Annotated in this window: 17 protein-coding genes and 1 CRISPR repeat array (1 of these 18 cut by a window edge); of the genes, 10 read left to right on the top strand and 7 right to left on the bottom strand. The window is 69.4% G+C overall.

Annotated features, from left to right (window positions below; all coding sequences use genetic code 11):
• Positions 1 to 1,332: direct repeats of the CRISPR family, unit length 37 nt; unit sequence GTCGCTCCTCGTGAACGCGGGGAGCGTGGGTTGAAAC; it reaches 625 nt to the left of the window's first position.
• Positions 1,333 to 2,110: 778 nt separating this feature from the next.
• Positions 2,111 to 2,827: a YqiA/YcfP family alpha/beta fold hydrolase gene (locus QEG98_RS38635; protein ID WP_316564888.1), complete on the bottom strand. Its 717-nt coding sequence runs from the start codon at positions 2,825 to 2,827 to the stop codon at positions 2,111 to 2,113.
• 36 nt (positions 2,828 to 2,863) lie between these two features.
• Positions 2,864 to 3,457 (bottom strand): hypothetical protein, encoded by a 594-nt coding sequence (locus QEG98_RS38630; protein WP_090487099.1) that lies wholly within the window; start codon positions 3,455 to 3,457, stop codon positions 2,864 to 2,866.
• Positions 3,458 to 3,661: 204 nt separating this feature from the next.
• Between QEG98_RS38630 and QEG98_RS38625 the strand changes: the two genes are divergently transcribed.
• Genes QEG98_RS38625 through QEG98_RS38605 form a run of 5 tightly spaced genes read left to right on the top strand, consistent with a single transcriptional unit; the run spans position 3,662 to position 10,051 of the window.
• Positions 3,662 to 4,957, top strand: coding sequence for an AAA family ATPase (locus QEG98_RS38625; protein WP_316564887.1), 1,296 nt, complete (start codon positions 3,662 to 3,664; stop codon positions 4,955 to 4,957).
• Between the two features lie 6 nt (positions 4,958 to 4,963).
• Positions 4,964 to 5,467: a hypothetical protein gene (locus QEG98_RS38620; RefSeq protein WP_316564886.1), complete on the top strand. Its 504-nt coding sequence runs from the start codon at positions 4,964 to 4,966 to the stop codon at positions 5,465 to 5,467.
• Positions 5,464 to 7,284, top strand: coding sequence for a hypothetical protein (locus QEG98_RS38615; protein ID WP_316564885.1), 1,821 nt, complete (start codon positions 5,464 to 5,466; stop codon positions 7,282 to 7,284). The genes QEG98_RS38620 and QEG98_RS38615 overlap by 4 nt, the downstream gene beginning before the upstream one ends.
• A complete protein-coding gene (locus QEG98_RS38610) occupies positions 7,281 to 8,045 on the top strand; it encodes a bpX6 domain-containing protein (RefSeq protein WP_316564884.1) in 765 nt (254 codons plus the stop codon). Before QEG98_RS38615 ends, QEG98_RS38610 begins: the two co-directional genes overlap by 4 nt.
• Entirely contained in the window at positions 8,042 to 10,051 is a 2,010-nt protein-coding gene (locus tag QEG98_RS38605; RefSeq protein WP_316564883.1) for a hypothetical protein, read from the top strand. The genes QEG98_RS38610 and QEG98_RS38605 overlap by 4 nt, the downstream gene beginning before the upstream one ends.
• A gap of 4 nt (positions 10,052 to 10,055) precedes the next feature.
• Here the strand turns inward: QEG98_RS38605 and QEG98_RS38600 are convergent, their stop codons facing one another.
• Together QEG98_RS38600 and QEG98_RS38595 are read right to left on the bottom strand one after the other, a co-directional pair.
• Entirely contained in the window at positions 10,056 to 10,262 is a 207-nt protein-coding gene (locus QEG98_RS38600) for a hypothetical protein (protein WP_316564882.1), read from the bottom strand.
• Between the two features lie 8 nt (positions 10,263 to 10,270).
• Positions 10,271 to 10,549, bottom strand: a complete 279-nt coding sequence (locus tag QEG98_RS38595; protein WP_316564881.1) for a hypothetical protein — start codon at positions 10,547 to 10,549, stop codon at positions 10,271 to 10,273.
• 89 nt (positions 10,550 to 10,638) lie between these two features.
• Here QEG98_RS38595 and QEG98_RS38590 point away from each other — a divergent pair, with 89 nt between their 5' ends.
• Positions 10,639 to 10,911: a hypothetical protein gene (locus QEG98_RS38590; protein WP_316564880.1), complete on the top strand. Its 273-nt coding sequence runs from the start codon at positions 10,639 to 10,641 to the stop codon at positions 10,909 to 10,911.
• Between the two features lie 332 nt (positions 10,912 to 11,243).
• On the opposite strand, the gene QEG98_RS38585 is transcribed toward QEG98_RS38590, so the two are convergent.
• Positions 11,244 to 13,652, bottom strand: a complete 2,409-nt coding sequence (locus tag QEG98_RS38585; RefSeq protein ID WP_316564879.1) for a sensor histidine kinase — start codon at positions 13,650 to 13,652, stop codon at positions 11,244 to 11,246.
• Between the two features lie 227 nt (positions 13,653 to 13,879).
• Between QEG98_RS38585 and QEG98_RS38580 the strand changes: the two genes are divergently transcribed.
• The gene (locus QEG98_RS38580) at positions 13,880 to 16,279 is read left to right on the top strand and encodes a PAS domain S-box protein (RefSeq protein ID WP_316568037.1); all 2,400 of its coding nucleotides are present in this window, start codon (positions 13,880 to 13,882) and stop codon (positions 16,277 to 16,279) included.
• 5 nt (positions 16,280 to 16,284) lie between these two features.
• Here the strand turns inward: QEG98_RS38580 and QEG98_RS38575 are convergent, their stop codons facing one another.
• A complete protein-coding gene (locus tag QEG98_RS38575) occupies positions 16,285 to 16,653 on the bottom strand; it encodes a response regulator (RefSeq protein WP_090487127.1) in 369 nt (122 codons plus the stop codon).
• 447 nt (positions 16,654 to 17,100) lie between these two features.
• Here QEG98_RS38575 and QEG98_RS38570 point away from each other — a divergent pair, with 447 nt between their 5' ends.
• Entirely contained in the window at positions 17,101 to 18,255 is a 1,155-nt protein-coding gene (locus QEG98_RS38570; protein ID WP_316564878.1) for a CARDB domain-containing protein, read from the top strand.
• A gap of 88 nt (positions 18,256 to 18,343) precedes the next feature.
• On the opposite strand, the gene QEG98_RS38565 is transcribed toward QEG98_RS38570, so the two are convergent.
• Positions 18,344 to 18,985 carry a DUF2378 family protein gene (locus QEG98_RS38565; RefSeq protein ID WP_090487133.1) on the bottom strand — a complete coding sequence of 214 codons (642 nt, stop codon included), beginning with the start codon at positions 18,983 to 18,985 and terminating at the stop codon, positions 18,344 to 18,346.
• 614 nt (positions 18,986 to 19,599) lie between these two features.
• Here QEG98_RS38565 and QEG98_RS38560 point away from each other — a divergent pair.
• Both QEG98_RS38560 and QEG98_RS38555 read left to right on the top strand, forming a co-directional pair.
• The gene (locus QEG98_RS38560) at positions 19,600 to 20,001 is read left to right on the top strand and encodes a helix-turn-helix transcriptional regulator (protein WP_316564877.1); all 402 of its coding nucleotides are present in this window, start codon (positions 19,600 to 19,602) and stop codon (positions 19,999 to 20,001) included.
• Positions 20,002 to 20,352: 351 nt separating this feature from the next.
• A complete protein-coding gene (locus QEG98_RS38555; protein ID WP_316568036.1) occupies positions 20,353 to 23,133 on the top strand; it encodes a TonB family protein in 2,781 nt (926 codons plus the stop codon).
• Positions 23,134 to 23,144 lie beyond the last annotated feature (11 nt).

The raw sequence follows: 23,144 nt of genomic DNA, 5'->3' as shown, positions 1-23,144 counted from the left end.
GCGCGCCGACCTGCGCGGTCGCTCCTCGTGAACGCGGGGAGCGTGGGTTGAAACTTGGTCACGGAGGGCAGGGGGCTTCCGCGCGTGGTCGCTCCTCGTGAACGCGGGGAGCGTGGGTTGAAACGTCCCAAGTCGGACGTGGGGATTGGGCCCCACGCGTCGCTCCTCGTGAACGCGGGGAGCGTGGGTTGAAACAGCGCGCGCTGCATCGGGAGCTGAGCGAGGACGAGTCGCTCCTCGTGAACGCGGGGAGCGTGGGTTGAAACGTTGCGAAGGCGGCGAAGGCTGTCGGCAGTGCGGTGTCGCTCCTCGTGAACGCGGGGAGCGTGGGTTGAAACCGTGGCGTTGCGTGCGTCGACGTCGTGCCAGGTCGGTCGCTCCTCGTGAACGCGGGGAGCGTGGGTTGAAACGTGGACAGGTAGCGCCACCTACCTGGGGATTCTTGTCGCTCCTCGTGAACGCGGGGAGCGTGGGTTGAAACGGGCGCAAGCGCAACCAGCCCATCGCAGGGTGCGGTCGCTCCTCGTGAACGCGGGGAGCGTGGGTTGAAACCGTTATGATGGGCCGAGCCATATCGGCCTTGCCCAGTCGCTCCTCGTGAACGCGGGGAGCGTGGGTTGAAACATCTGGAGCGAGTTGGCGAAGGTGGACCAAATGGTCGCTCCTCGTGAACGCGGGGAGCGTGGGTTGAAACCGCGCAGCACCTTCCGCACCGCCCGGGCGATTTGGTCGCTCCTCGTGAACGCGGGGAGCGTGGGTTGAAACCGCTTCTGGGCGATGCCCATTGTCCTGCTGCTGGTGTCGCTCCTCGTGAACGCGGGGAGCGTGGGTTGAAACACGTCATCTGTCCGCGCTGCCCCGTCCACCCGGTCGCTCCTCGTGAACGCGGGGAGCGTGGGTTGAAACTCACCGTCCATCAGAGCAACGATGACGCCGGGGATGTCGCTCCTCGTGAACGCGGGGAGCGTGGGTTGAAACATCATCACACACGTTGAATCTCAATCGTGCATTGTCGCTCCTCGTGAACGCGGGGAGCGTGGGTTGAAACACGGTGTTGCTGACGGCTGACGTGATGGGCCCGCCGTCGCTCCTCGTGAACGCGGGGAGCGTGGGTTGAATCGAGAGCAGGGGCGGCACCAGTGCGCTGGACGGCGTCGCTCCTCGTGAACGCGAGGAGCGTGGGTTGAAACGGCAGGTGACGAAGGACCAGGACGTTGACCTCGTCGCTCCTCGTGAACGCGGGGAGCGAGGGTTGAAACGACCCCGAGGAGGTTCTGCAATGACGTGCCCCGCTGGCCGTTCCTCATGAACGCGGGGAGCGTGGGTTGAAACGGGGAGGGCGTCGGCCTCCTCCAGGCACTGGCGAGCCGCTCGTCGTGACGCGGGGCGCGTGGGTTGAAACACGCCGGCGCGTGGTGGATTCTCATCGACCACGGGCCGCCGCTCCTCGTGAACGCGGGGAGCGTGGGGTGAAACAAGGCGCTGGCGGACCTGCTACCCACCGAGCTGTCGTTCGCTCCTGGTGAACGCGAGGAGCGTGGGTTGAAACTGGTGCTCGGGCCGGAACCACGGCGGCGATAGCGTAGCTCCTCGTGAACGCGAGGAGCGTGGGTTGAAACTACGCCATCCTGGCCCAGTGGGCCGACGCTCGCCGCGTCGCTCCTCGTGAACGTGGGGAGCGTGGGTTGAAACGCGGATGGAGAACGGCGCTGAAGCCTGCAGCGGATGGTCGCTCCTCGTGAACGCGGGGAGCGTGGGTTGAAACCTGGGTGTTTAGACACCTGGCGCCTACCCTGTGTCGCTCCTCGTGAACGCGAGGAGCGTGGGTTGAAACCGGAGGGTCCCGTCATGAGCCGCTCAAGTTCAAGTCCCTCCTCGTGAACGCTAGGGATGTGGGTCGAAACGTTAGTGATTGATGCTAAAGGTTGAGGCTGACGTTGTCGCTCCTCGTGAGCGCGAGGAGCGTGGGTTGAAACCACCCAGAGCATTGGAGTCCCGGTGCCGCGTCCGGGTCGCTCCTCATGAACGCGAGGACTCTCTCGCTTCAACTGGTCCGAAGAACGGGGGCAGATCACGATCTCCTCCGCTTCATGAATCCGGCGGCTGCCGCTTACGGCATCGAACTTTGAGCGCGAGGACCCCGGGCACCCCAGGGCTGGAGGAACACCTCCGTCTCCTCCAGGATTCGCGGCAGTGACGCGGTGAGCTCGTGGCCATCGTCCACCTCCACCAGCCGGACGTGGCGCTTGCCCTCCGCCCACTGGCGCGAGTTCTGGACGTCACAGGTGTCATCCTGACGGCCGTGGATGATGAGCGTCGGGACGCGCACGTCGGGCCAGCCACCGGTGCGGGCGTCCACTGCCTCCGCGTCGGCGATGAATCCCGAATGGATGCGCGCCTTCTGCTGCGTCACGAAGTCGTCCGTCTCAATCCAGCCCGACGTCTGCCAATGCCGCCACGCCGCGTCTCCCATTCTCCGGCGCAGCTGCGGGACGACGCGGAAGGCGGGCGCCAGCAGCACCAGCGCACACACGCGGGCGTCCTGCTCCGCCACTCGGGCCGCCGTGAGGCCTCCCAGGCTGGAGCCGATGAGCACCACCCGCTCCTCGGGCCCGCCCATCGCGGCCAGCACCGTGTCCAGCATGACGCTCAGGCGCAGCTGCTCCAGGGAGGGGACGCGGAGGTTCAACCGCTCCACCGGAATGCCCTGGTCCGCGTAGTGCCTCGCCACGGCCACGCCCTTCTTCGAATCCGGACCCGAGGCGAAGCCGTGCAGGTACAGCCAGCGAGGACCCACGGCGGAAGGCGATGTCGTCGAAGTGCTCATGACAAGCCACTCTAACGGGCGCGCGGGGCCGTGGCTTCAGATGCGCAACACCGGCCCGGCAATCACCGACTGCATGAGCTTGGCGCACTGGTTGAGCGCGTTGGACGTCAGCTTCACGTCACAGAACTGGAAGCCCGTGGAGACGGACACGCCCCAGCGGTCGCTGAACCAGCCGTCCACGCCCACCCGGAAGGCCATGCTCGTGGTGTCGATGTTCTGCCGCAGCCAGGTGCCCACGTCGTCCGGCGTGAAGGTGCTCCCCCAGCTCTTCGACAGCCGCGCGCCCACCCACGGCGTGATGGGCTTGTCCTGGAAGAAGCGCAGCCGCGCCTCGATGCCCACCGCCCGGTAGTCGAGCTGCGAGCGCTCCAACTGCCCCGGTCGCATCGCGTCCGGGAACTGCTGGCCCCACGTCTCGGAGATTTCCGCCAGCAGGCCCACCGACAATCCGGGTGGGGTCTCCAGGCCCAGGTATCCGTGCAGCGCCGGGCCCTTCGCGCGGAAGTTGCTCAAATGGTCCAGGGTGATGCCGGCGCCCAGCGATGCATAGCCATTCCAGCCTGCCGCCACCGCGTCCGTTCCCACACACAGCACGCCCACCACCGCCACCCACATCGACTGCTTTCTCATGCGTTGCAGTCTATGCCTGGAGGTTCCCGTGGGGGACTCCGAGTGCCGCCGCGTGTCATGAAATCATGCAGCCGCGCGTGCCTCGATGTGGCCATGCGCATCCCTGCGGACAGTCCAACTACTGCCGCCCTGTCGGAGGGAGGGGAGGGGTGGGGACCTGCATGCGCTTCCGGAGGGCAAGTCCGAAAGCTAGGGTGGTGTTCCATGTCCAGCTCCTTCGAAGCCGCCGCCTCTGCCGTCCGTGACGCACTCTCCAGTGCGGGCCGGGGCCTGGTCGAACGCGAGGCGATGGTGGAGCTCGTCGCGCTCTCCGCCGTGGCGGGGGAGCACCTGCTCGTCATCGGTCCGCCGGGCACCGCGAAGAGCGAGGCGGTGCGGCGCACCGCACGTGTCCTGGGCGGCTCGTACTTCGAGTACCTCCTGGGTCGCTTCACCGAGCCCTCCGAGCTCTTCGGCCCCGTGGACCTCCGCAAGCTGCGCGAGGGCATCGTCGAAACGGAGACCCAGGGCATGCTGCCCGAGGCCGAGGTCGCCTTCCTCGATGAGGTGTTCCTCGGCTCCACCGCCATCCTGAATACGCTGCTGGGCCTCCTCAATGAGCGCACCTTCCGGCGCGGCCACACCCGCATGCGCTGCCCCCTGCGCGTCTGCGTGGGCGCCTCCAATGCCTTGCCGGAAGACGAGTCGCTGGCCGCCTTCGCGGACCGGTTCCTCGCACGCATCTTCGTCGAGCCCGTGCCAGACCCGCGGCTGGAGGAGCTGCTCGCGGGCGGCGCTTCACTGTGGGGGGACGCGGACGCGCCTGTCACCTCGCTGGAGTCCCTGGACGTGGTCGCCCAGGCCGCGCGTGAGGCGGACCTCTCCGGGGTGCGCCCTCATCTGGCGCATGCGCTGCGCACGTTGCGCGCCGCGGGCGTGGCCTTGTCCGACAGCCGCGCGGTGAAGGTCCAGAAGCTCATCGCCGCCGCCGCGGCGCTCGCGGGCCGGCGCACGCCTGGGACCGCGGACCTGTGGCCGCTCGTGTATGCCGTGCCGACGAAAGAGGCCCAGGCGCTCGCTCGGGACGTGCTGCGGGACGTGCTCGCCGGGACGGAGAACCCGGCCCTGCCGGCGGCGGCGTTGGAGGCCAGCGCGGGCCCCCTGGTGCGGGCTCGGCGCATCGCTTCCGCGGGGCAGGCGCTGCTGGCGGAGCGGCCCGTGGATGGCAATGGCGAAGCGCTCGCCGCGTGGCGACTCAAGCTGGAGGGCGTGGCGCGAGAGATGGACGCGGGCTTCGCTCCCGAGTCACTTCCCGATGACTTGAAGGTGCTTCGCGCGGAGGTGACAGGGGTGCTCGCCTCCGGCGCTTCAGGCTCGAGTCATCCGAAACGGCGGTGGCGGTGTGAGCGCGCAGGGTTCCCGCGCTGTCTCCGCCACGGCCTGGACGCAGGCCCGCGAGCCTGGAGGCTCCGCGCATCGGTTTCCGGAGGCGCCGCCTCGGGGCCGGGGTGCGGTGGCTGACGTGCCGTGAGCGCAACGGGAAGAGATTCGCGGACGGGGGACGCGCTGGAGACGCGCGGCGAAGACGCCGCGCGCCTGCCGGTGCGGTGGCGTTCGCGCGCCGAGCCGCTGGAGCCGCTCGCCGTGGCAGGAGAAGGCCCCGTGGCGGTGGCGCTCGCGCGCCGGGTGCTCGCCGAGGACGATGCACGCCTTGCCAGTTGGGAAGGCGTCGCGGGGCGGGGCCTCCTGGTGCTCCTCGGGGCCTCGGCGTCGCTGCCATGGGTCGACGGCGCCGTGTACCTGGGACGGGATGCTGCGGCGCCCTCGCTGTTGCTTCCCTGTACGTTGGCGCCAGACGTGGCGGCTTCGCTGCTGGAGCGTGCGTTCGTGGTGCATGTGCACGGGGGGGGAGCGAAGTTGGCGGTGCTGCCCGCGTCCATGTGTCTCGTCCGCGTGGACGCCGCGCGGCCCGTGTCCCGTGTCACGCTTCAGGCCTGGCTGGACACGGAGTCGCCGAGGGACACGCCGTGAGCACGTTGCCCCATGCGTTACGCCCCTGGGCGTCGCTCCTCGCGAAGTTCCCGCTGGAGGTGGCGCTGAACCTGGGCCCGCTGGTTGCCCGGTTGTCCGCCGCGCTGGGGCCGCTGCGGGCGCCCTCGGAGAGGGAGGGCGGCGAGCCTCAAGGGTATGACGGCCTGTCGCGAAGAGGCTCCTTCGACCGGCTGCTGGTGAGTGAATGGCTGTGGGCCCTGGAGGCACCCGACGAACTGGTGCGCCGTGCCGCCTTTGGAGAGCTGTCCTATCTCAAGCCCTCGTTCCGCCAGCCTCAGCGCGCGCATCGCACGGTGATGTTGCTCGATGCGGGACCCGACCAGCTTGGCGCTCCGCGCATCGCGCACCTCGCGTTGCTCATCGTCATGGCGCGCAGGGCGGAGGCCGCGGGCGCCACGTTCGCATGGGGCGTGCTTCAGGCAGACCCGCGGCGTGGCTGGTTCACGGACGTGACGCCCGCCACGCTGGGCGCCTGGTTGAACGCGCGTAACATCGCGTCGCCCTCGGCTGAGCGGCTCTCGGCCTGGCGCGAGGCACTCGCGCTCGACGCGCGGACGGCGGACGCCTGGCTCGTGGGGTCCTCCCGCCTGTCCCGGCTCGTGGGGGCGGAGACGCTCTCGCGCATCGACGTCTCCGAAGTCCTGGCGCCCGACGTGCGCCAGCTCGCGGTGGAGGTGCATCCCGCCGCGCGCGCGCCGCGCTCCGTGTTGCTCGACCTGCCGTCTCCGGATGACAGCGTGCGTCTGTTGAGAGACCCGTTCCGCGCGCGCGTCGCCGCGCCCGGGAAGACAATCCAGCACACGCGGGTGTCGGGGTTTGCCTTCTCCGCGGATGGCCGCCGGCTGATGCTCTTCTATGAAGGGGGCGGCGTCGGCGCCATGGCGCTGCCCAACTCTCCTCGCGCCACCCTCGCGCGGCCCCAGCGGATGATACCTCGGAGTGATGAGACCTTCCTGGGCGCGGGCTGGCGGCGTCAGGGGGGCCTGCTCGTGCTGACGCGGAAGCAGGGCGCCTATGCCTTCCGGGGGCAACTGCAACATCAATTCAGGCCCCATGGGCCCAGTGCGTTTCCCTGGACACTGCGCGATACGCAGGCGCATCCACCCATCCCTGCTCGAGGACAGCCCCCCGGCCGGCTGACGACCTATCTCGATGCACTCAATCGGGAGTGCGTGCTCCTGTCCGGCCTGGACGACACGCTCTATTTCTTCGAGGAGGACTACGCCTCCCGCCGCGTGGTCTCCGCCCAGGTGACTCAGCGGGTCATCGCCGCCGCTCACGTGAAGGGCTCCAGCATCGTCGTGACGCGCGACGAAAGTGAGAGGGTTGCGAATTGCATGCGGCTGGGCATCGTGGGTGCGAAGGAGGTGCGCCAGGTTCGCCTGCAGGACTCGAGGGGCGACACCCTCTGGTTCGGTGCATCGCACCACTCGGGGCATCCGGATGCTGGGTTGCTCGCGGTGAACAAACTCCCAGGCATGTGGTGTTTGCACCATCGGGACTCGGTGCAATTCGTGACGCTGCGCTCGGGATTGCGAGCCGTGGGCGTCGGGGTCTGTCCTCAGGCGAAAGGAGAGGCCGGACTGTTGGCGCTCGACCCGGACCAGCGAACCTTCTGGAACGTGGGGGCCCAGCACCAGTTCAGGCTGGCGGTGGCCGCCGCTGACGTGGTCCACGCGGAGGCCAGCCATGCGGTGCCTGTGCTCGGGTGGCTGACGACGGAAGGCGAGCTGGTGCTGTACCACCTGGAGCATGAAGCCGTGCTGTGCCGTATCCATACGGGAGGCGGGGGATGAGCACGGCACGTGCGGGGCTACGGCCCCGGCAGCAGGTGCACCGGGGGACGGTTCGGGCCTCGGCTTTCTGGCTCGACCCGGCCCTGCTCGGTGACGCGGAGGCTCGCCGCCGGATTCTGGCGGAGTGGACGCCCGGCATGTCCGTTCACGCCGTGGCGGGTGGATATCTTGTGGAGATGTCCGCGCCACGCGCGGTGGTGTGCGAAGCCGCGCCGGGGCTGCCGCTCACTCGGGAGCACGGCGTCCTCTCCTCGGCGCCCTTGTCTCCAGCGGAGCGTCGGCACCCGAGTCTCCATGAAGGCGCGGTGTTGCTGGTGCTCAGGGGACGGTCCCTGGTGTTCTCCGCCGGTGCGATGCCGCGGGTGGATGTGTCCACATGGCTCGACGTGTCCGCGTGGAGCATCCGAGCCCCGGAGACGCTGGGCGCGCCGCCGCCCCCATGCCCGTGCTGGAGCCTGTGCCGCCGCCGTCGCGCGAACGCTTCGGTCCCGGCGTGCCCGAGCCGTCACCTGAAGCACAGGAAATGCTCGCGCGCATGGAGGGGCGCCGCGCTCCCGTCGCCGCTGGGGCGCGCCGCCCGGGATGGTGGGCGTGGCTGCGCGAGAAATTCTCCCGTCAGGGCGCGTCGGTGCGCGGAGGCGGCGAGTCCGAGCGTGGCCGGCCAGGGTGGATGGCGCGGCTTGGGGCCGCGCTCTTGGGAGCGGTGGCCCCCGGAGCACCACAGGGTCCGAGTCCCTGGAGCTGGCTGTCCGACTGGATGATGCGCAACATCCTGCTCGGCGCGTGGGCGCGGCAGCGGAAGGCGGAGTACGTGCGCCGCCTCTTCGACATGTTCGAGGAGGGCAACCTCCATGAGGCACTGCGGCACGCCATTCCACTGGGCAAGGCGCTGAGCGAGAACGCACGCGAGGCCTTGGGGCTGCCAGGGCCTCGTGCGCAACTCACCGTCCAGACGGAGGCGCGGGGAGCGGCGGGGGCCGTGTTCGGGGGAGGCTCTGACCTCTACTCCGCGCTCCAGCAGCGCTACCGCGAGGCCTTCCGTCGCTTCGAGCGCGAGGGACGCATCGATGAAGCCGCGTTCGTCCTCGCGGAGCTGCTGGGCGCCGTCGAGGAAGCCGTGTCCTTCCTGGAGCGGCATGGCCGCTTCAAGCTGGCGGCGGAGCTGGCCGAGGGGCGCAAGCTGGCTCCAGGGCTCGTGGTGCGTCAGTGGTTCCTGGCTCAGGACGTCGCGCGCGCCATCGCCATCGCCCGACGCAGTGGGGCCTTCGGGGACGCGGTGGCGCGGCTGGAGCGTTCGAATCCACCGGAGGCCCGTGCGCTCCGCCTGCTGTGGGCGGAGACGCTCGCCGAGGCCGGCGACTACGCGCGCGCCGTTCAGGTGGTGTGGCCGGTGGCGAAGAATCGTGCCCCGGCGCGCGAATGGCTGGAGCGGGGTGTGGCGAGTGGTGGCGCGACGGGCGCTCGGCTGCTGGCGATGTGGGCCACGGCGTTCGCGGATGGGCTGACGGTGGCGGGTGCACGGGTGCGTGAGTTGCTCGACGACGACGCGCCGGAGCGCGCGTCCGAGCGCTTCGTCTTTGGACTGGCGCTCGTGGAAGAGCCTCCTTCCGCCAACCGCACCGCGCTGGTGGTGCCCACGCTGCGCGCGTTGCTTCGGGACCGGGCGGCGGGCAATGCCCGCTTCACCTCGGACCTGAGCCTCATCAAGCGCTTGTTGGGCGCCGCGCCCGACGGCACCTTGCGCACGGACCTGCCGTCGCTGGCCGACGGTATCTCCCCCGCGTGGCGCGATACCCATGAACGGCCGCGCATCGAGGTCACCGTGCGGGCCTCCGAGGCGGGGACCTTCACGCTTCATGACGTGGTGGTGCTGCCAGACGGTCGGCTGCTGTACGCCCTGGGGGAGGCGGGGGCGCGACTGGTTCGCGCGGACGGCCGAATGGTGGCGCACTTCGACGTGCCGGCCTTCCACCTGGTGCCTTCCATCCATGGAGATCGGGTCCTGGCACTCGCGCGGCGGGACGATGTGTGGCGCCTGTCCCGGCTGGACCTGGTCGCACGCAGGTGCAGCCCCTGGGGTGACATGATGTTGACTAACTGGTCTCCCAGCTATGACGGCAATGTCTGGTTCGTGTCCTCTGAAAACACGGTGATGATGGTGGATGTGCTCGCTGCTGACTGCCGCGCGCTCTGGCGAGTCCCGGAACTTGCCGGCCGTGCGCTTGCCATTGCGGCGGATGCCACGCACATGAGTTTCTTCGTCGGAACACAGGAGCGGTGGACGTATACGCTCGCGGACGGGCCCACGCTGCGCGACCGGTCGGAGCTGCCTCCAGAGGCGTCGGACCTGAAAGTGGTGAGCTGGTGTCTGTCCGTGGTCCCGGACGGTGAGGCTGCTGTCTTGAGCATGGAATATCCCCCTAACCCCGAGGATGTGGCACATGGATGGAATAATCTGAGGGGCTCGCTGGCGTGGATAGAGCCTGTGTCCCTTCGCAATCGGGTTCGGACGGAGCGCGACCACGAGACGCTCAAGGGCATCTTTCTCTCGAGGGAATGGTGTTTGGAGTTGAGGACTTTGGGGCCGGATTGGCAGCTTCAGTTGACGGACAGGCGCGGGTTTCCCCGCGCCGTGTTGACGTTCGAAGGGAATGTCCGCCCGATGGTGCGGCTCACGGACAGCATGTTGCTGGTATTCGGCAGGGGAGGCCGGGGGCTGTGGCTGGATTTGGAACGCGGTGAGGCCCGGCACTTGCCAGTGCCTTGAGCTGTCAGGCGCCGTTGCGCAGGTTCGGTGACAGGGTGACATCGCTGACGGTGAGCCGTCGCTGTTCGTCATCCACTTCCAGCTCCACCTGCACGCCGTCCACCGTCACCAGGAGCGAGGGGGGCGTCCCGGGGAGCGCCATCAACCAGGTGGAGGCCAGGGGGAGCTCCGTCCCCGTCAGCTCCGCGGCGCGCAGCAGGTGCAGGCGCACCGCGTGGCTCAGGGCGCCGGCAGGGTGCGCAGCGGGAAGGACACGTCCTCGGGCAGGTGCAGTGCGTAGGGCTCGGCGGAGTCCCTCGCGGGAAGCTCAGGGAGCCCGCGAAGCTGGGCGCGCAGGGCCCCGTCCACGGCTTCGGGCGCGTGCGGCTTGCGCAGGTAGCCCACCACGCCGTCCAGCGGGGGCTCCTGGCCGCTCAGGGCGCCGGAGAACATCAGCACGCCCAGATGGCGCAGCCGCGCGTTGGTCCGGAGCTGTCCGTAGAGTTCCCACCCAAGCATGGGTCCTAGCCAAAGAGGTTGGATGGCATCGCAGCTTGGCGCTACGACACCCCATCCGTGTTTCGCGTCCAGATTCAATTCCATAACGGGTGCCGGAAGATGAAACAGGTTTTCAGCCTCTTGCGCTCGACGACTTCCTGCCCCTGGACGTGAAGCCCCACAACGGCGCGACCGACGTGGAGCGCTGTCTCTACCGGCGTGAATCGTACGAAGTGATTGCATCCCCGGGCCCCGAAGGCGTGACATTCGTCCGTGTGACATTGCGCCCGGATGTCTGTGAAAAGCAGAACATCATCATGGACATGGAAGCGACCTACGCCATCGATGTCGAAGGGCGGCGTATCCTCGCGCGGCAGCGGTAATCTTGGCCCGGGCGGCGTCTTCACCGTCTTGGGTGTCTGGCACTCCACAGCGAAGTGAGGGGTGGTCCCCTCATGGGGCTGGAAGCCGACGTCAAATATGCACTTCAGGTACAGCTTGTCGTCATCGCCACGGCTCGTCAGTGTGAAACGACCATGGCCCTTCGACTTCAGCTCGCTCCCCGGGCACTCCGGACCCTGGCAGGATGTTCGACTCCGGTGCGAGAGAAGCTCCAATGTGAGCTGGGCGCTCTCGCCGCGGGCCTTCCGCTCGACGGGCCTTTGATGTCGGACCAGGGTGGGTTGGTGGTGCTCGACTCGGGTTTTCGCGTCCGCTACCAGCTCGACCTGGGGCGCGGCTTGTTACGGCTGACACACGTGGCCGCGCCCTCCTTGCCGCGGCCCTGGCCCGACGTGCCACCCGTCGACCCATGAGCAGTGTGCACGTCACGCCTCGCGCGGGTCGTTCCGGGGCAGGCGGACGATGGCGCAGGTGCCGCCGCCCTCGCGGGCCGCCGGTGGATGCTGCCGCCATGGCGGGTGATGATTTCACGGCTCAAATACAATCCCACGCCCAGGCCCTCCACGCGGCTGATGGTGGACAGCGTGCTGCCGCGAAGCGCCCGGCTGAAGAGCTCCTCGCCCCCGCGCGGCCCCAGGCCCACGCCCCGGTCCTTCACCTCCAGCAGCGCGTCACCGTCCTCCCGCCGGAGCACCACCTCCACCGGTCCGCCCTCCGGGCTGTAGCGGATGGCGTTGTCCACCAGGTTGTAGACGACCTGCTCCAGCCGGGGCTCGTCCCACCAACCGTCCACGCGCTCCAGGCTCAGCTTCAGTTGGTGCTGGGGCGCGGACGCCGCGCGCCGCTCCGACACCCGTCGCACCAGCGCGGACAGCTCCAGGGGCACCTGCGCCAGTGACAGCCGGCCGCTGGCCAGCTCGGACACATCCAGCAGTTGGTTGACCAGCCGCGCCAGCCGGTCCACCTGCCGGTCCATGAGGACCAGGTCCTGCTGGCGCACGGTGTCCGGACGCAGCCGCTGCAAGCGCAGCTTGAGGGTGGCCAGGGGCGTCTTCAGCTCATGGCTGGCGATGGAGAAGAAGGCCGCCTTGGCCTGGCTGACGCGCTCCACTTCCTCCAGGTGCCGCTGGAGCCGGGCCGCCATCTCGTCGAAGGCCAGGCCCAGCTTCTCCACCTCGATGGCGCCTGCGCGGTGGAGCGTTCCGAAGGTGCGCACGTCGCGTTCGCCCGCGGCCATGCGGCCGGCGGCCTGGGACACGGCTTCCACGGGCCTGGAGAGCATGCGCGTCAGCAGGCGGGTGATGGGAATGGCCAGCACCAGCGTCAGTGCCAGCGTGGCCAGCAGCGCGCTGTAGGTGCCGATGACGCTGAAGTCCATGTCGCGCATCGGATGCTCCACCAGGACGCGCCAACCCGGTTGGAACAGCGGCGCGGTGGCGGTGCCGCGCCTCCAGGGTCCGCCGCAACGGGGGGCCTGGGGCTCCGTGTCGTAGGTGCGGGTGCCCGTGGCGGGCAGCGTCGATAGCAGCTCCCCCAACGCGGTGCCCTTCAGGGACCGTGGCTCCGGCCCGGGCGTGGCGCCGGTGTCAAAGGCCACGTTGCCGTCCGGGTCCACCAGCAGCGCGCGCTGACCCGGAGCCAGACGCTCCTGCGCCACCGCTCGCATCCGAGGCAGGTTGATGGCCACCAACGTGAAGCCTTCGAAGCGCTGCTGCCGCAGCAACGGCGAGACGGCGACCATGACGGGACCCGTCACCGAGCCCCGGCCCGCGAACACGCCACTCACCACGGGCTCGCGCTTGCCGCGGACGTCCCGGAAGTAGGAGCGGTCGGCGAAGTTGGAGCCCGCCATCGGCTGGGCCTCCACGCCCAGCGGCGGCCAGATGGCCACCAGGTTGCCGTCGCTGTCCCCGATGCCGAAGTTGAGCGCGAACGCGGAGTGATACACCCAGTCGCGCAGCAGATTCTCCAACTGTGGCTGGGGTGGACGCTCCCCTTCGCGCTCCCACCAATTCATGACGAGGCTCGCCAGCAAAGCGGTCTGGGATTGGGCGGTGGACAGCTCCGCGTCCACCGTCTCCGCCAGCAGGTGGGCGGTGGAGAGGCCCTGGTCGTCCATGCGCCGCCGCTCGGCGGCATAGCGGGCCCGGCCCTCCAGCGTTCCCACCATCAGCAACGGCAGCACCAGCGCCAGCAGCAGCGCCGAGCCCACCGCCGACGACAAGGTGAAGGTGCGCAGCGCGGGCGTCAGCAGGGGCCACAGGCGCGCGCGCGCCATGGGCGTCATCAGCACCACCTGCGTCAGCAGCGCCGGCACCAGGCTGTTGAGCGCCTGCTTGAGGGCAATGGCGAGCGTGCTCGTCGCCGTGACGTCCACGCCCACGTGATTGCCGACGATGATGAGGTAGGGGATGCCTCCCAGCCAGAAGAGCCCGTCCGCCTGAAGGGGCCAGTAGCGCCGGGTCAGCGCGCCCAGGACGACTCCTTCCATCATCGAGACCAGCATGCCCCAGGGGTGGCCCCACATCTGGACGGTGACGGACGTGGCGATGCCGGCCGCGAGCCCCGCACACCAGGGCCCCAGCAGCGGGGCCGCGGGGATGATGAGGAAGAAGCCCAGCAGGATGTCGATGCCTGGGACGAGCTCCACGGGAAATCGGTTGAGCGCATGGCCCAACAGCCCCACCACCAGCGCCCAGGCAAACCGTGCGCGCCCGCTCATGTCGAAGGGACCCTAACAGCGCCGCCCCTGGCGACCTCCAGCGCTCTTTTCAAGGAGTGTCCGTGACACGCACTCCGGACGTGCGAGGTGGCTGCACGCTTTCGGACATTTCCGCTGCCGGGCACTCGGAGCGCTTTGCTGTTGTCGTCGGCCGCGCTGACGCCTACATCCACGAGATTGTGCCCATCCTCCTGGCCGAGTTCCTTCTACAGCAGCGGGAATCCATCATGTCCGCGTGGGAGGTGGAGGTGCGCCGCATCCCCGCGGCGCAGGCGCTGCCAAGGCTCGCGCTGCGAGATGGGTTGCCCCGGCTGCTGGAGGTCGTCGCCTCGCTGATGCAGCGCAGCTCGCCCGGCGGCGTGGGGGATGGCCTGGGGGATATTCCGGACCGGCATGCCATCGAGCGGCTGGGGGAAGGCTTCGACCTGCGGCAGGTGGTGACGGAGTACCGGCTGCTGCGCGCGTGCGTGCTGCGCCTGTGGACGTCCCGGGAGAACGCCACCCACCGCCCGGAGGCGGAGCTCGTCTTCCACGAGGCCATGGACGAGGCGGTGGCGGCCTCCGTCAGCCGCTACTCGCTGGCGCGCGAGCGCACGTTGCAGGCGCTGGACCGCATCAGCACCGCGGCCCTGGGCAGCGCCGACGCCGCGGAGCTGTTGCCGGCCCTCCTCCAGGTCCTGCGGGAGACCGTGGCCGTGGTGGACGTGGCGGCCGTCCTGCTGCTGGAAGAGGGCGTCCTGCGGGTGGAGAGCGTGGTGGGCACGGGGATGGCCGTGGGGGACGTGGTGCGCATGGGGGAGGGCTTCACGGGCACCATCGCGGCCACGCGAAAGCCGCTGCTGGTGCGCGCGGCGCGCACGGACAGCCGGGTGAGCGAGCCGTCCTTGCGGGATGCGGACCTGTCCGCGTTGTTCGGTGTGCCGTTGCTCTTGGGAGGGCAGTTGATGGGCGTGGTGCTGATGGGCAGCCGCGCCACCCATGAACTGTCGGAAGAGGACCAGTTCCTCTTCAGGGCCATGGCGGCGCGCACCACCGCGCTGCTGTTGCAGGCCCAGGCGCATGCCCGCGAGCGCGAGGCGCGCGCCGTGGCGGAGGCGTCCCTGGAGCGGCTCCGGGAGAGTGAAGCGGGCCTGCGGCGGTGGGCGCAGGTCTTCAAGCGGCTGGGCGTGGGCGTGGCGGTGGTGGACGCGACCGAGGAGCGGCTGCGCGAGGTGAACCCCGCCTTCGCTCGCATGCATGGCTACTCGCCGGAGGAGCTGACGGGACGGCGGCTGGAGGACACCTATGCGCCGGAAGCGCGCGGCGTGTTGCCTCGGCACATCGCGGCGGCGAACTCCAAGCCGTCGCACGAATATGAATCCCTGCACATGCGAAAGGATGGCACCCGCTTCCCCGCCTTCACGCACGTCACGGCTTTCAAGGATGAGTCCGGCCGCGTGGAGCAGCGGGTGGCCACCGTGGTGGACATCACCCAGCGCCGCGCCATGGAGATGGACCGGCAGCGGCTGCTGGGCGCCATCGAAGCCGAGCGCGCGCGGCTGGCGTCGGTGCTGGACCAGATGCCCGCGGGCGTGTTCATCGCGGACGCACCGTCCGGCCGGTTGGTGATGGCCAGCCGGCAGGTGGAGGTCATCACCGGCAGGCCCTTCCATCCCTCCACGTCGATGCAGGACTACATGGCGGACAATGGCGTCTCGCTGCACCCGGACGGGCGGCCCTACGCCGTGGAGGAACTGCCGCTGACGCGCAGCCTGCGCCACGGCGAGGTGGTGCAGGGCGAGGAGATGCTCATCCCCCGCGAGGATGGCCAGAACATCGCCGTGCTGCTCTCCAGCGCGCCCATCCTGGACCGGGAGGGCACCATCGTCGCTGCGGTGGCCACCATGGTGGATGTCTCCGAACGGCGGCGCGCCCAGGAGGCCTCGTTGCAGGCGGCCCGCTTCGGCGAGCGGCTCATCGCCATTGTCAGTCATGACCTGCGCAACCCGCTCAATGCCATTCAACTGTCCGCGACGCAGTTGTTGCACAGCGAGGCGCTTCCGGAGCGCGAGCGCCGGCTGGTGACGCGCATCGCCCGCTCCGGCGACCGGATGAAGCGCATGATTTCAGAGCTGCTCGACTTCACGCGCGGGCGGCTGGGCGGCGGCATTCCCATCCAACGCACGGCCGGTGATTTGCGGGCCGTGGTCCGGCTGGGGGTGGATGAGTTGGAGGCGGCCTGGCCCGAGCGCAAGCTGGCGTTCCGGGTGGAGCCGGGCCGCTACGAAGGGGAGTGGGACGGGGACCGGCTGCTCCAGGTGGTCAGCAACCTGGGGGGCAACGCGCTCCAATACAGCCCCGCGGACGCGCCCGTGTCCTTCAAGTTGTATGACGATGGCGACTTCGTGGTGCTGGAAGTCCAGAACCCCGGCGAGCCCATCTCCCCGGAGATGCTCCCCCGGCTCTTCGACCCTTTCCGGCGCGGCGCCATGGCGGGCGGCGGCGGAGGGAGCAGCGGTGGGCTGGGGCTGGGGCTCTACATCGTCGAGCAGGTGGTGAAGGGCCACGGCGGACGTATCGAGGTGACCTCCACCGCCCAGGCGGGCACCACCGTCCGGGTGACGCTGCCCCGCCTGCCGATGGAATGACGCGCTCAACTGGGGCTCACCACCCGCTCCAGGGTGGCGCGCAACTCGAATAAATCCACGGGCTTGGGCACCGTGGCCCGGATGCCCTCCGGCAGGGGTTGGGAGCTTCCCGCCCCGGAGACCACCACCACCGGCAAGGTGCTCAGCCGCGCGTCCTCGCGCACGTGGCGCATCAGCTCCCAGCCACTCATCACCGGCATCATCAGGTCCAGGAGGACGGCAGCCGGCAGGGGCGGGCGGCTCAGGCGCTCCCAGGCGGACAGCCCGTTGCCCGCCGTCTCCACGGTGAAGCCCTCCAGGGTGAGGAACTCCTCCAACAGCTCTCGGCTGTCGGCGTGGTCTTCCACGAGGAGGACGAGGTTGGGCGTGGACATGAGGCCGTAGCCTTGTACTGAAGTCCAATGTCCGCCAGGGCCCCAGGGCGATGCGTCCGCCCGTGGACGTCTCGGATGTCCACCGCGACACGATGCGGGGGTTGGCCGTGATGTCTGTTTTTCCGTGGATGTGTCTGGGTTGACTCATGGGGCCGTGGATACACGGCGCCTGTCTTGGGGGGTGTGTATTCATCGTCGATAATGACACCCAGGGGTGTCAGACATGCATCGCCCCATATCTGGATTATCAAGAGTCGAGGTGAGGTGTCGTCCATTACCCCGGTGGGAGCGCGGACTTCATACAGGCTGGTGAAAATAATTGCCTCCGCGTACACTGGGAGTCCGTGGTATCCGGGGAAATGAATCGACATAAAAGCGTTGCCTCGTTGAGAGGCATTTCCCCCCCCCTGCAGAGCAGGCGTGCTCCCGGCATGCCAGGAACCAGACATGACACGGAATCATGGCGTCTCGACGCTGACGGCGTTGTTTCTTCTGACGGGCTGTGAGGGCACGCTTCCCGAGCAGGGCCCGGCAAACATCGACATGGAGGTCCAGCGTCAGGAGGCGAAGGAGACGGGTCTGGACCTGAGCGTGGTGGACCTGTCCGCCTCGTGCGCGGCGACGGCGCTGACGCTCTCCGCGGCCATCAAGAACGAGCGGCCCACGGGCATCGGGAACTCCACCGCGGCGGTGTACGCGGGGACGCCGGGCGCTGGCGGCGTGCGGCTGGGCACCATCAGCGTCCCCTGGCTGGTGGGGGGGGAGACCTTCCCCTTCTCGCTGTCGTACACGGTGCCGGAGGGCACCACGAAGGTGGTGGTCGTCGCGGACGAGGACGGCACCTATCCGGAGGACGACGAGGACAACAACTTCGCCTCCATCGATTTCGAGATGCCCTGTGCCACCAACCAGCAGCCGGTGGCCAACTGCCAGAGCGTCACCGTCCCCGCGGACGCGGCGTGTCAGGGCAGCGCCAGCATCGACAACGGCTCGTTCGATCCAGATGGCTTCCCGGGGCCATTCTCCGTGGAGCAATTGCCCGCGGGCCCCTATGGGCTGGGCACCACGAGCGCGCAGCTCCGGGTCTCCGACGGCGCGGCCACCAGCACGTGCTCGGCGAACGTGACCGTCGTGGACGTCAGCGCCCCCACGCCGGGCGCCAACCGCGGCCTGGTCATCCAGCCGGTCCTGGGGTCCGACTACGTGCTGGTGCCCCTGTCTGACTGCGCGATGCCGGCCGTCGACAACTGCGGCGGCGAGCTCGACCTGGATGCGTCGGCCCGCATCATCCGCGTGACCTCCGACGAGTCCAACGACGCCCTGTCCCTGCTCCGGCTGCTGGCGTGTGACGACATCAAGCTGACCCCGGACCGCAAGTCCGCGATGGTTCGCGCCGAGGCGGCCCTGCTGGGCAACGGCCGGGTCTACAACTTCACGTACTCCGTGCAGGACGTGTCTGGCAACAGCGCCATCGGCACCTGCAACGTGAAGGTTCCCGCGCTGCTGGCCAACCCCGCCATCGATTCGGGCGTCGTGTACTGCCAGGGCGACAACTGCCCCTCCGGTTCGCGCTTCCCCGGGCTGCTCTGCTCGCTGCTGTAGTCGAAGCGCCGCCCCGTCCCCTTTGAAGTGGGGCGGGGCCTTTCCTCCGCCGAGGCCCGGAGCACTGGGCCCCTGGCGTTGTTGCGCTTCAGCGCCAGGACAGCGCGTACTCCGTGTCGAGCAGACCCAACTCGCGCCCCTGCACCCCGATGTCGCGCGCGCCCACGGCTTCCAGGACGGCGTGCAGGACCCCCTCGTGGTACGCGGTGGGCATGAAGTCCCGCTTCATGACGAAGCGGCCGCTGCGAGGCCCCGTCCACACCATGCTCCGCTCGCCGTAGCTCACCGCCGCGAGGAACCCGGTGGGGAGCTGTCCGAGCAGCAGCCGGGGCTCGTCATAGGCGAGCATCAGCAGGGTGCGGCCCGCGACGGACTCCAGGAAGTCATGCGCGGCCTTCTGGCCCATGACGCGATGAGCGGCGGCCAGACCCCCGCAATGTTCGGAGAGCAGGCCGGCGGCCTGGAAGGCCAGCGGCAGGAATTGGGTGATGGGGTAGCTGAAGAAGTCGATGTAGCGCTTCTCCGGCAGGGACTGGCGGCAGAGCTGCTCCATGGCGGAGCCGCCCACGCGCCGCACCGTCTCCAGGACCCCTCGGAAGAACATGCCGCGCGCGGTGTCCTCGGGGGTGGCGAGCGCGCAGCGCTGACGCAGCTCGCGCAAGGCATCCGGCTCCAGGGGCTGCGGCGGCGCGGGGTCTCGCACCAGGCGCGAGGTCAATCTCAATTCCATTGCGGGGGGACTCCAGAAGAAAGGGGGGCGCCGTCAGGCCGAAGCCAGACGTGCTGTGCTCCAGGGTGGATGCTGGCCCCCACATGGGCGGCGAATGCCTTGGCCGCCGCCCATGCCCAAACTCACGCGTCCGGCCGCGGGCCTCCGGTCCAGGAGGCTGCACAGACAGGTCGCGGAAGTGTTGCCGTAATGATGCACATTGCATGGAGTGGTTTCGCGAGGCAACCCTGGTCAGCGAATTTTGGTGGAGGGATTGGCCGCTCCCTCAATGACAGACATGGCGAGTAGGGCCGGACGGACCCGGTGCCGGACGGGCCACGCGGGCTGACGCCTGGACGCCTGTCTGGTGCATGGCGGCGCACCGGCGGGAGAGCGTGTGGTGCCGGGTACGACACTTTCCGCTGCGGGTGCGGGGCAGGAGACTACCCTCCATATCGGTATTTCGCCTGAGGACGTACCGGGTTATAAGTCGCGGGAAAACTCGTGACCGAGCGCGACCTGTTCCCGGGCAGGGCGTGAGCTTGGCCCGTACTCACAAGGTTGACGCAGTGAAGACCCACCTTGAAGGTCCTGCTCCTCCCCGCCAGCGGCCCCGGTCCCAGCCTCGGAGCCCGGTGGATCGCGCCCGGAAGTCGCGCGAGCAACTGGAGAGCCGTCTGGCGGAGAGCGTTGGCGAGGCGGCGCGAGGCGCGCGGCTGCTCGCGGGGCTCACCCAGGCGGAGGTCGCGGGGCGTGTGGGGATCGCCGCGGAAGTCTATGGGCGCATGGAGCGGGGGAAGATGATGCCCAGCGTGCCGACCCTGTTCCGGCTGTGTCTGGCACTGCGGTTGTCGGCGGACGTCGGGCTGGGGCTCGCCACGGCGGCCAGTGTCGGCGCCGCGCTCTGGGAAGGGGACTCCGGGCACAGGGACCAGTTGCCGGAGATGCGGAAGGTGCTCCGAACGCTGCGGCGCATGTCGCGCAGCCAGCTCAACCTGATGAACCAGGTCGCGGCCGCCATCCTGCCGGAGCGGTGAGGGCGGGGCTCCGGACGGTGAGGCATTGACCGTCCGGAGGTGGTCGCTTCCCAGGTGTGGATGCCGCTGACGGTGTGCGTGCCGTCCAGCAGCGGCCGGGACTCCGGGCACGTTGGGGAACCGAAGGCTGTGATTGTCATTGCGTCGAGAGAAGGGCTGGCAATGCGCCCCGCCCAGGGCTGACGCGGCCCGCGCGGGTCCACCCCGAGGCGCTTGTCACTCCGCCGTCTCCCTGGCCTCATGGGGGACAGGGTGCGCAGTGCCCCGCTTGGTGAGGAAATGACCCGCGGACTTGGGTGGTGGACAATCAGGCCAGCAGCGCGAACGGCGGTCGCCGTGGTGGCCCTGTTCATGCTCGGGACTCGGGCACACGCACAGGACGCGGGGACGCCGGAGGACGGAGGCGCCGCCCGGGCCGAGCGGGAGCTGCAACGCACCGACGCGGGCTGGACCGTGGAGACGGGTGCGCCCTTGTTGGAGGACGCGGGCGTGCCCGAGCCCGCGTTCACTCCGCCCGCGATGGTGCAGGACTCGCCCGCTCCCTATCCGCCGGGGCTGGCGTCCGACGGCGTCGCGGGGGTGGTGAAGCTGGAGCTGCTCATCGACGACGCGGGCGAGGTGGAGTCCGCCACGTTGATGGAAGGGCTGCATCCCTTGTTGGACCGGGCGGCGCTGCACGCGGCGCCGTCGCTGCGCTTCGCCCCCGCCACCCTGGACGGCCTGCCGGTGGCCGTGCGCATCTTCTTCGAGTACCGCTTCGAGGCGCCCGCGCCGGCCAGGTCCGAGGGGACCACGCCCGCGGCGCCCATCACCCTGAAGGGCCTGGTGCGCGCCAAGGGCAACCGCCGGCCGCTGGTAGGGGCCACGCTGGTGTCGGACGCGCACCCGGACGCGCCGGTGCAGGCGGACATGGACGGACGCTTCGAGGCGCGCTGGCCCGCGGGCGTGCATGCGGTGCGCATCACCGCCCCCGGCCACAAGCCCGGCGTCTTCCGCGAGGGCCTGAAGGCGAACGAGGCGCTGGAGGTGGTGTACGGGCTGGAGCCGCTCATCATCAACCCGTACGAGACGGTGGTGCGGGGAGACCGCGAGCGCACGGAGGTGAGCCGCGTCACCCTGCATGACGCGGAGCTGCGCGAGGTGCCTGGCACCATGGGGGACCCCTTCCGCGTCGTCATGCTGCTGCCCGGCGTGGGCAGCATGGTGTCCGGCGTGGCCTACCCGGTGGTGCGCGGCAGCCAGCCCGCGGCCACGGGCTACTTCCTGGATGGCATCCGCGTCCCCATCCTCTTCCACCTGTTCCTGGGCCCGGCCGTCATCCACCCGGACTTCATCGACGCCATCGACTTCTATCCAGGCTCGCCGCCGCCCCGGTATGGGCGGTTGATGGGGGGCGCCATCGACGGGCGTCTCAGCCGCCCGCGGGATGACGGCGTCCACGGCAGCGCCTACGCGGACCTCATCAACGCGGGCTTCTTCATCGAGACGCCGTTCAAGGACACCGGCACCAACGTCAGCCTGGCCGGCCGCTATTCCTATACGCCCTGGCTCATCGCCCTGGCGGCGAACCAGCTCCAGTCGCCGCCCCCTCCCGGGCGGGAGAACCCCAAGGTGGTGCTCGACTTCTGGGATTATCAGGGCCGGGTGGAACAGCGACTGGGCGAGGGCACGCTGCGCCTGTTTGCCTTTGGCTCCTCGGACACCTTCGGTTCGGAGGCCCAGGACGCATGGGGCGACACCGCGATGCAATCCATCATCTTCCACCGGGTGGACCTGCGGCACCGGCACCCCGTGGGGCCCGGTGAGCTGGAGGTGGGCGGGACGTGGGGGCTGGACCGCTTCGCCATCGTCAGCCGCAGTCCCCCTGGCGAGGCCACCGAAGTCCATATCGACCAGGGGCACTGGTCCGCGCGCCTGGGCTACACCGCGACGCTGTCACCCAGCGCCACGCTGCGTGCCGGGGCGGACGTGGAGCACAAGCGCGCCATCGTCGAGCTGCTCCAGCAGGACGGCGGCTCCGACGCGGACGTCGAGGTGGCGCCCGTGGCGCTGGGGACCTTCATGGGCGCCTGGACGGAGCTGGTGTGGCAGCCCCATGAGAAGTGGGCCGTGGTGCCCGGCCTGCGCGTGGACAACTACCACCTGTCGCCGGGGATTGATCGTCGCGCGCTGGAGCCGCGTCTCACCGTGCGTCACAAGGTGTCGGAGGCGCTCACGCTCAAGGGCGGGGCGGGCCTCTTCCATCAGCCGCCCACCACCCTCATCAGCCTGCCCGTGGTGGACGTGGGAAGCCTGCTGCTGGGGCTCCAGCAAGGCGTGCAGCTCTCCGTCGGCGCGGAATGGAAGGCGTGGCGCGGTCTGGAGGTGGGGCTGGACGTCTATCTCAACCCCATGCTGCGGACCCTCGAGCTGACGCCCTTCGCCGACGAAGGCATGGTGGACGACGACACGCCGGACACCGGCGCGCCTCCTCCAGCGGGCCTGCGCCGCGGCATGCAGTTGGGGGACGGCGGCGGCATCCCCGACCGCTCGGACTTCGACTTCCCGGACTTCCGCGGCAGTGGCATGGCCTACGGCATGGAGTTCCTGCTGCGCCACCCGCTGGGCGACAACTGGTTCGGCTGGCTGTCGTATTCGCTCCAGCGCAGCACGCGCCGCACGCGCTTCCACCGCTACGACGCGGAGGGCCACCGGGTGGGCGAGGCGGAGGCGGACCTGCCCTTCGCCTTCGACCAGACGCACATCCTCAACCTGGTGCTCAGCTACAAGTTCGCCAACAACATCACGCTGGGCGGGGTGCTGCACTTCAATACCGGGCGCCCTGAATACGGCACCCTGGGCACGCAGACGCACCGCCCTGGCGAAGACGCCTCCGGCCGGCCCGCCTGGGTCAAGGCAGACCGAGATCGCGTGGACCGGCTGCCGGCCTTCCTCCGGTTCGACGTGCGGCTGTCCAAGTCGTGGGTCTACGACACCTTCAGCCTGGAGGCGTATCTGGACATGCTCAACGTCACGCTCCGTCGGGAGACGTTGGGCTTCGAGTACGAGGGCGGCAACGGCTTCCCGCTGCGCAAGGACGCGGTGGGGCTTCCCATCGCCCTACCCATCCTGGGCGTGAAGGGTCGTTACTGAGCACGCGGACT

The sequence above is a fragment of the Myxococcus sp. MxC21-1 genome (genome assembly GCF_032612255.1).
In the GTDB taxonomy this organism is placed as follows: Bacteria; Myxococcota; Myxococcia; order Myxococcales; family Myxococcaceae; genus Myxococcus; species Myxococcus virescens.
The sequence above is the reverse complement of the archived record's forward strand: the minus strand, read 5'-3'. Positions and strand labels throughout refer to the sequence as shown.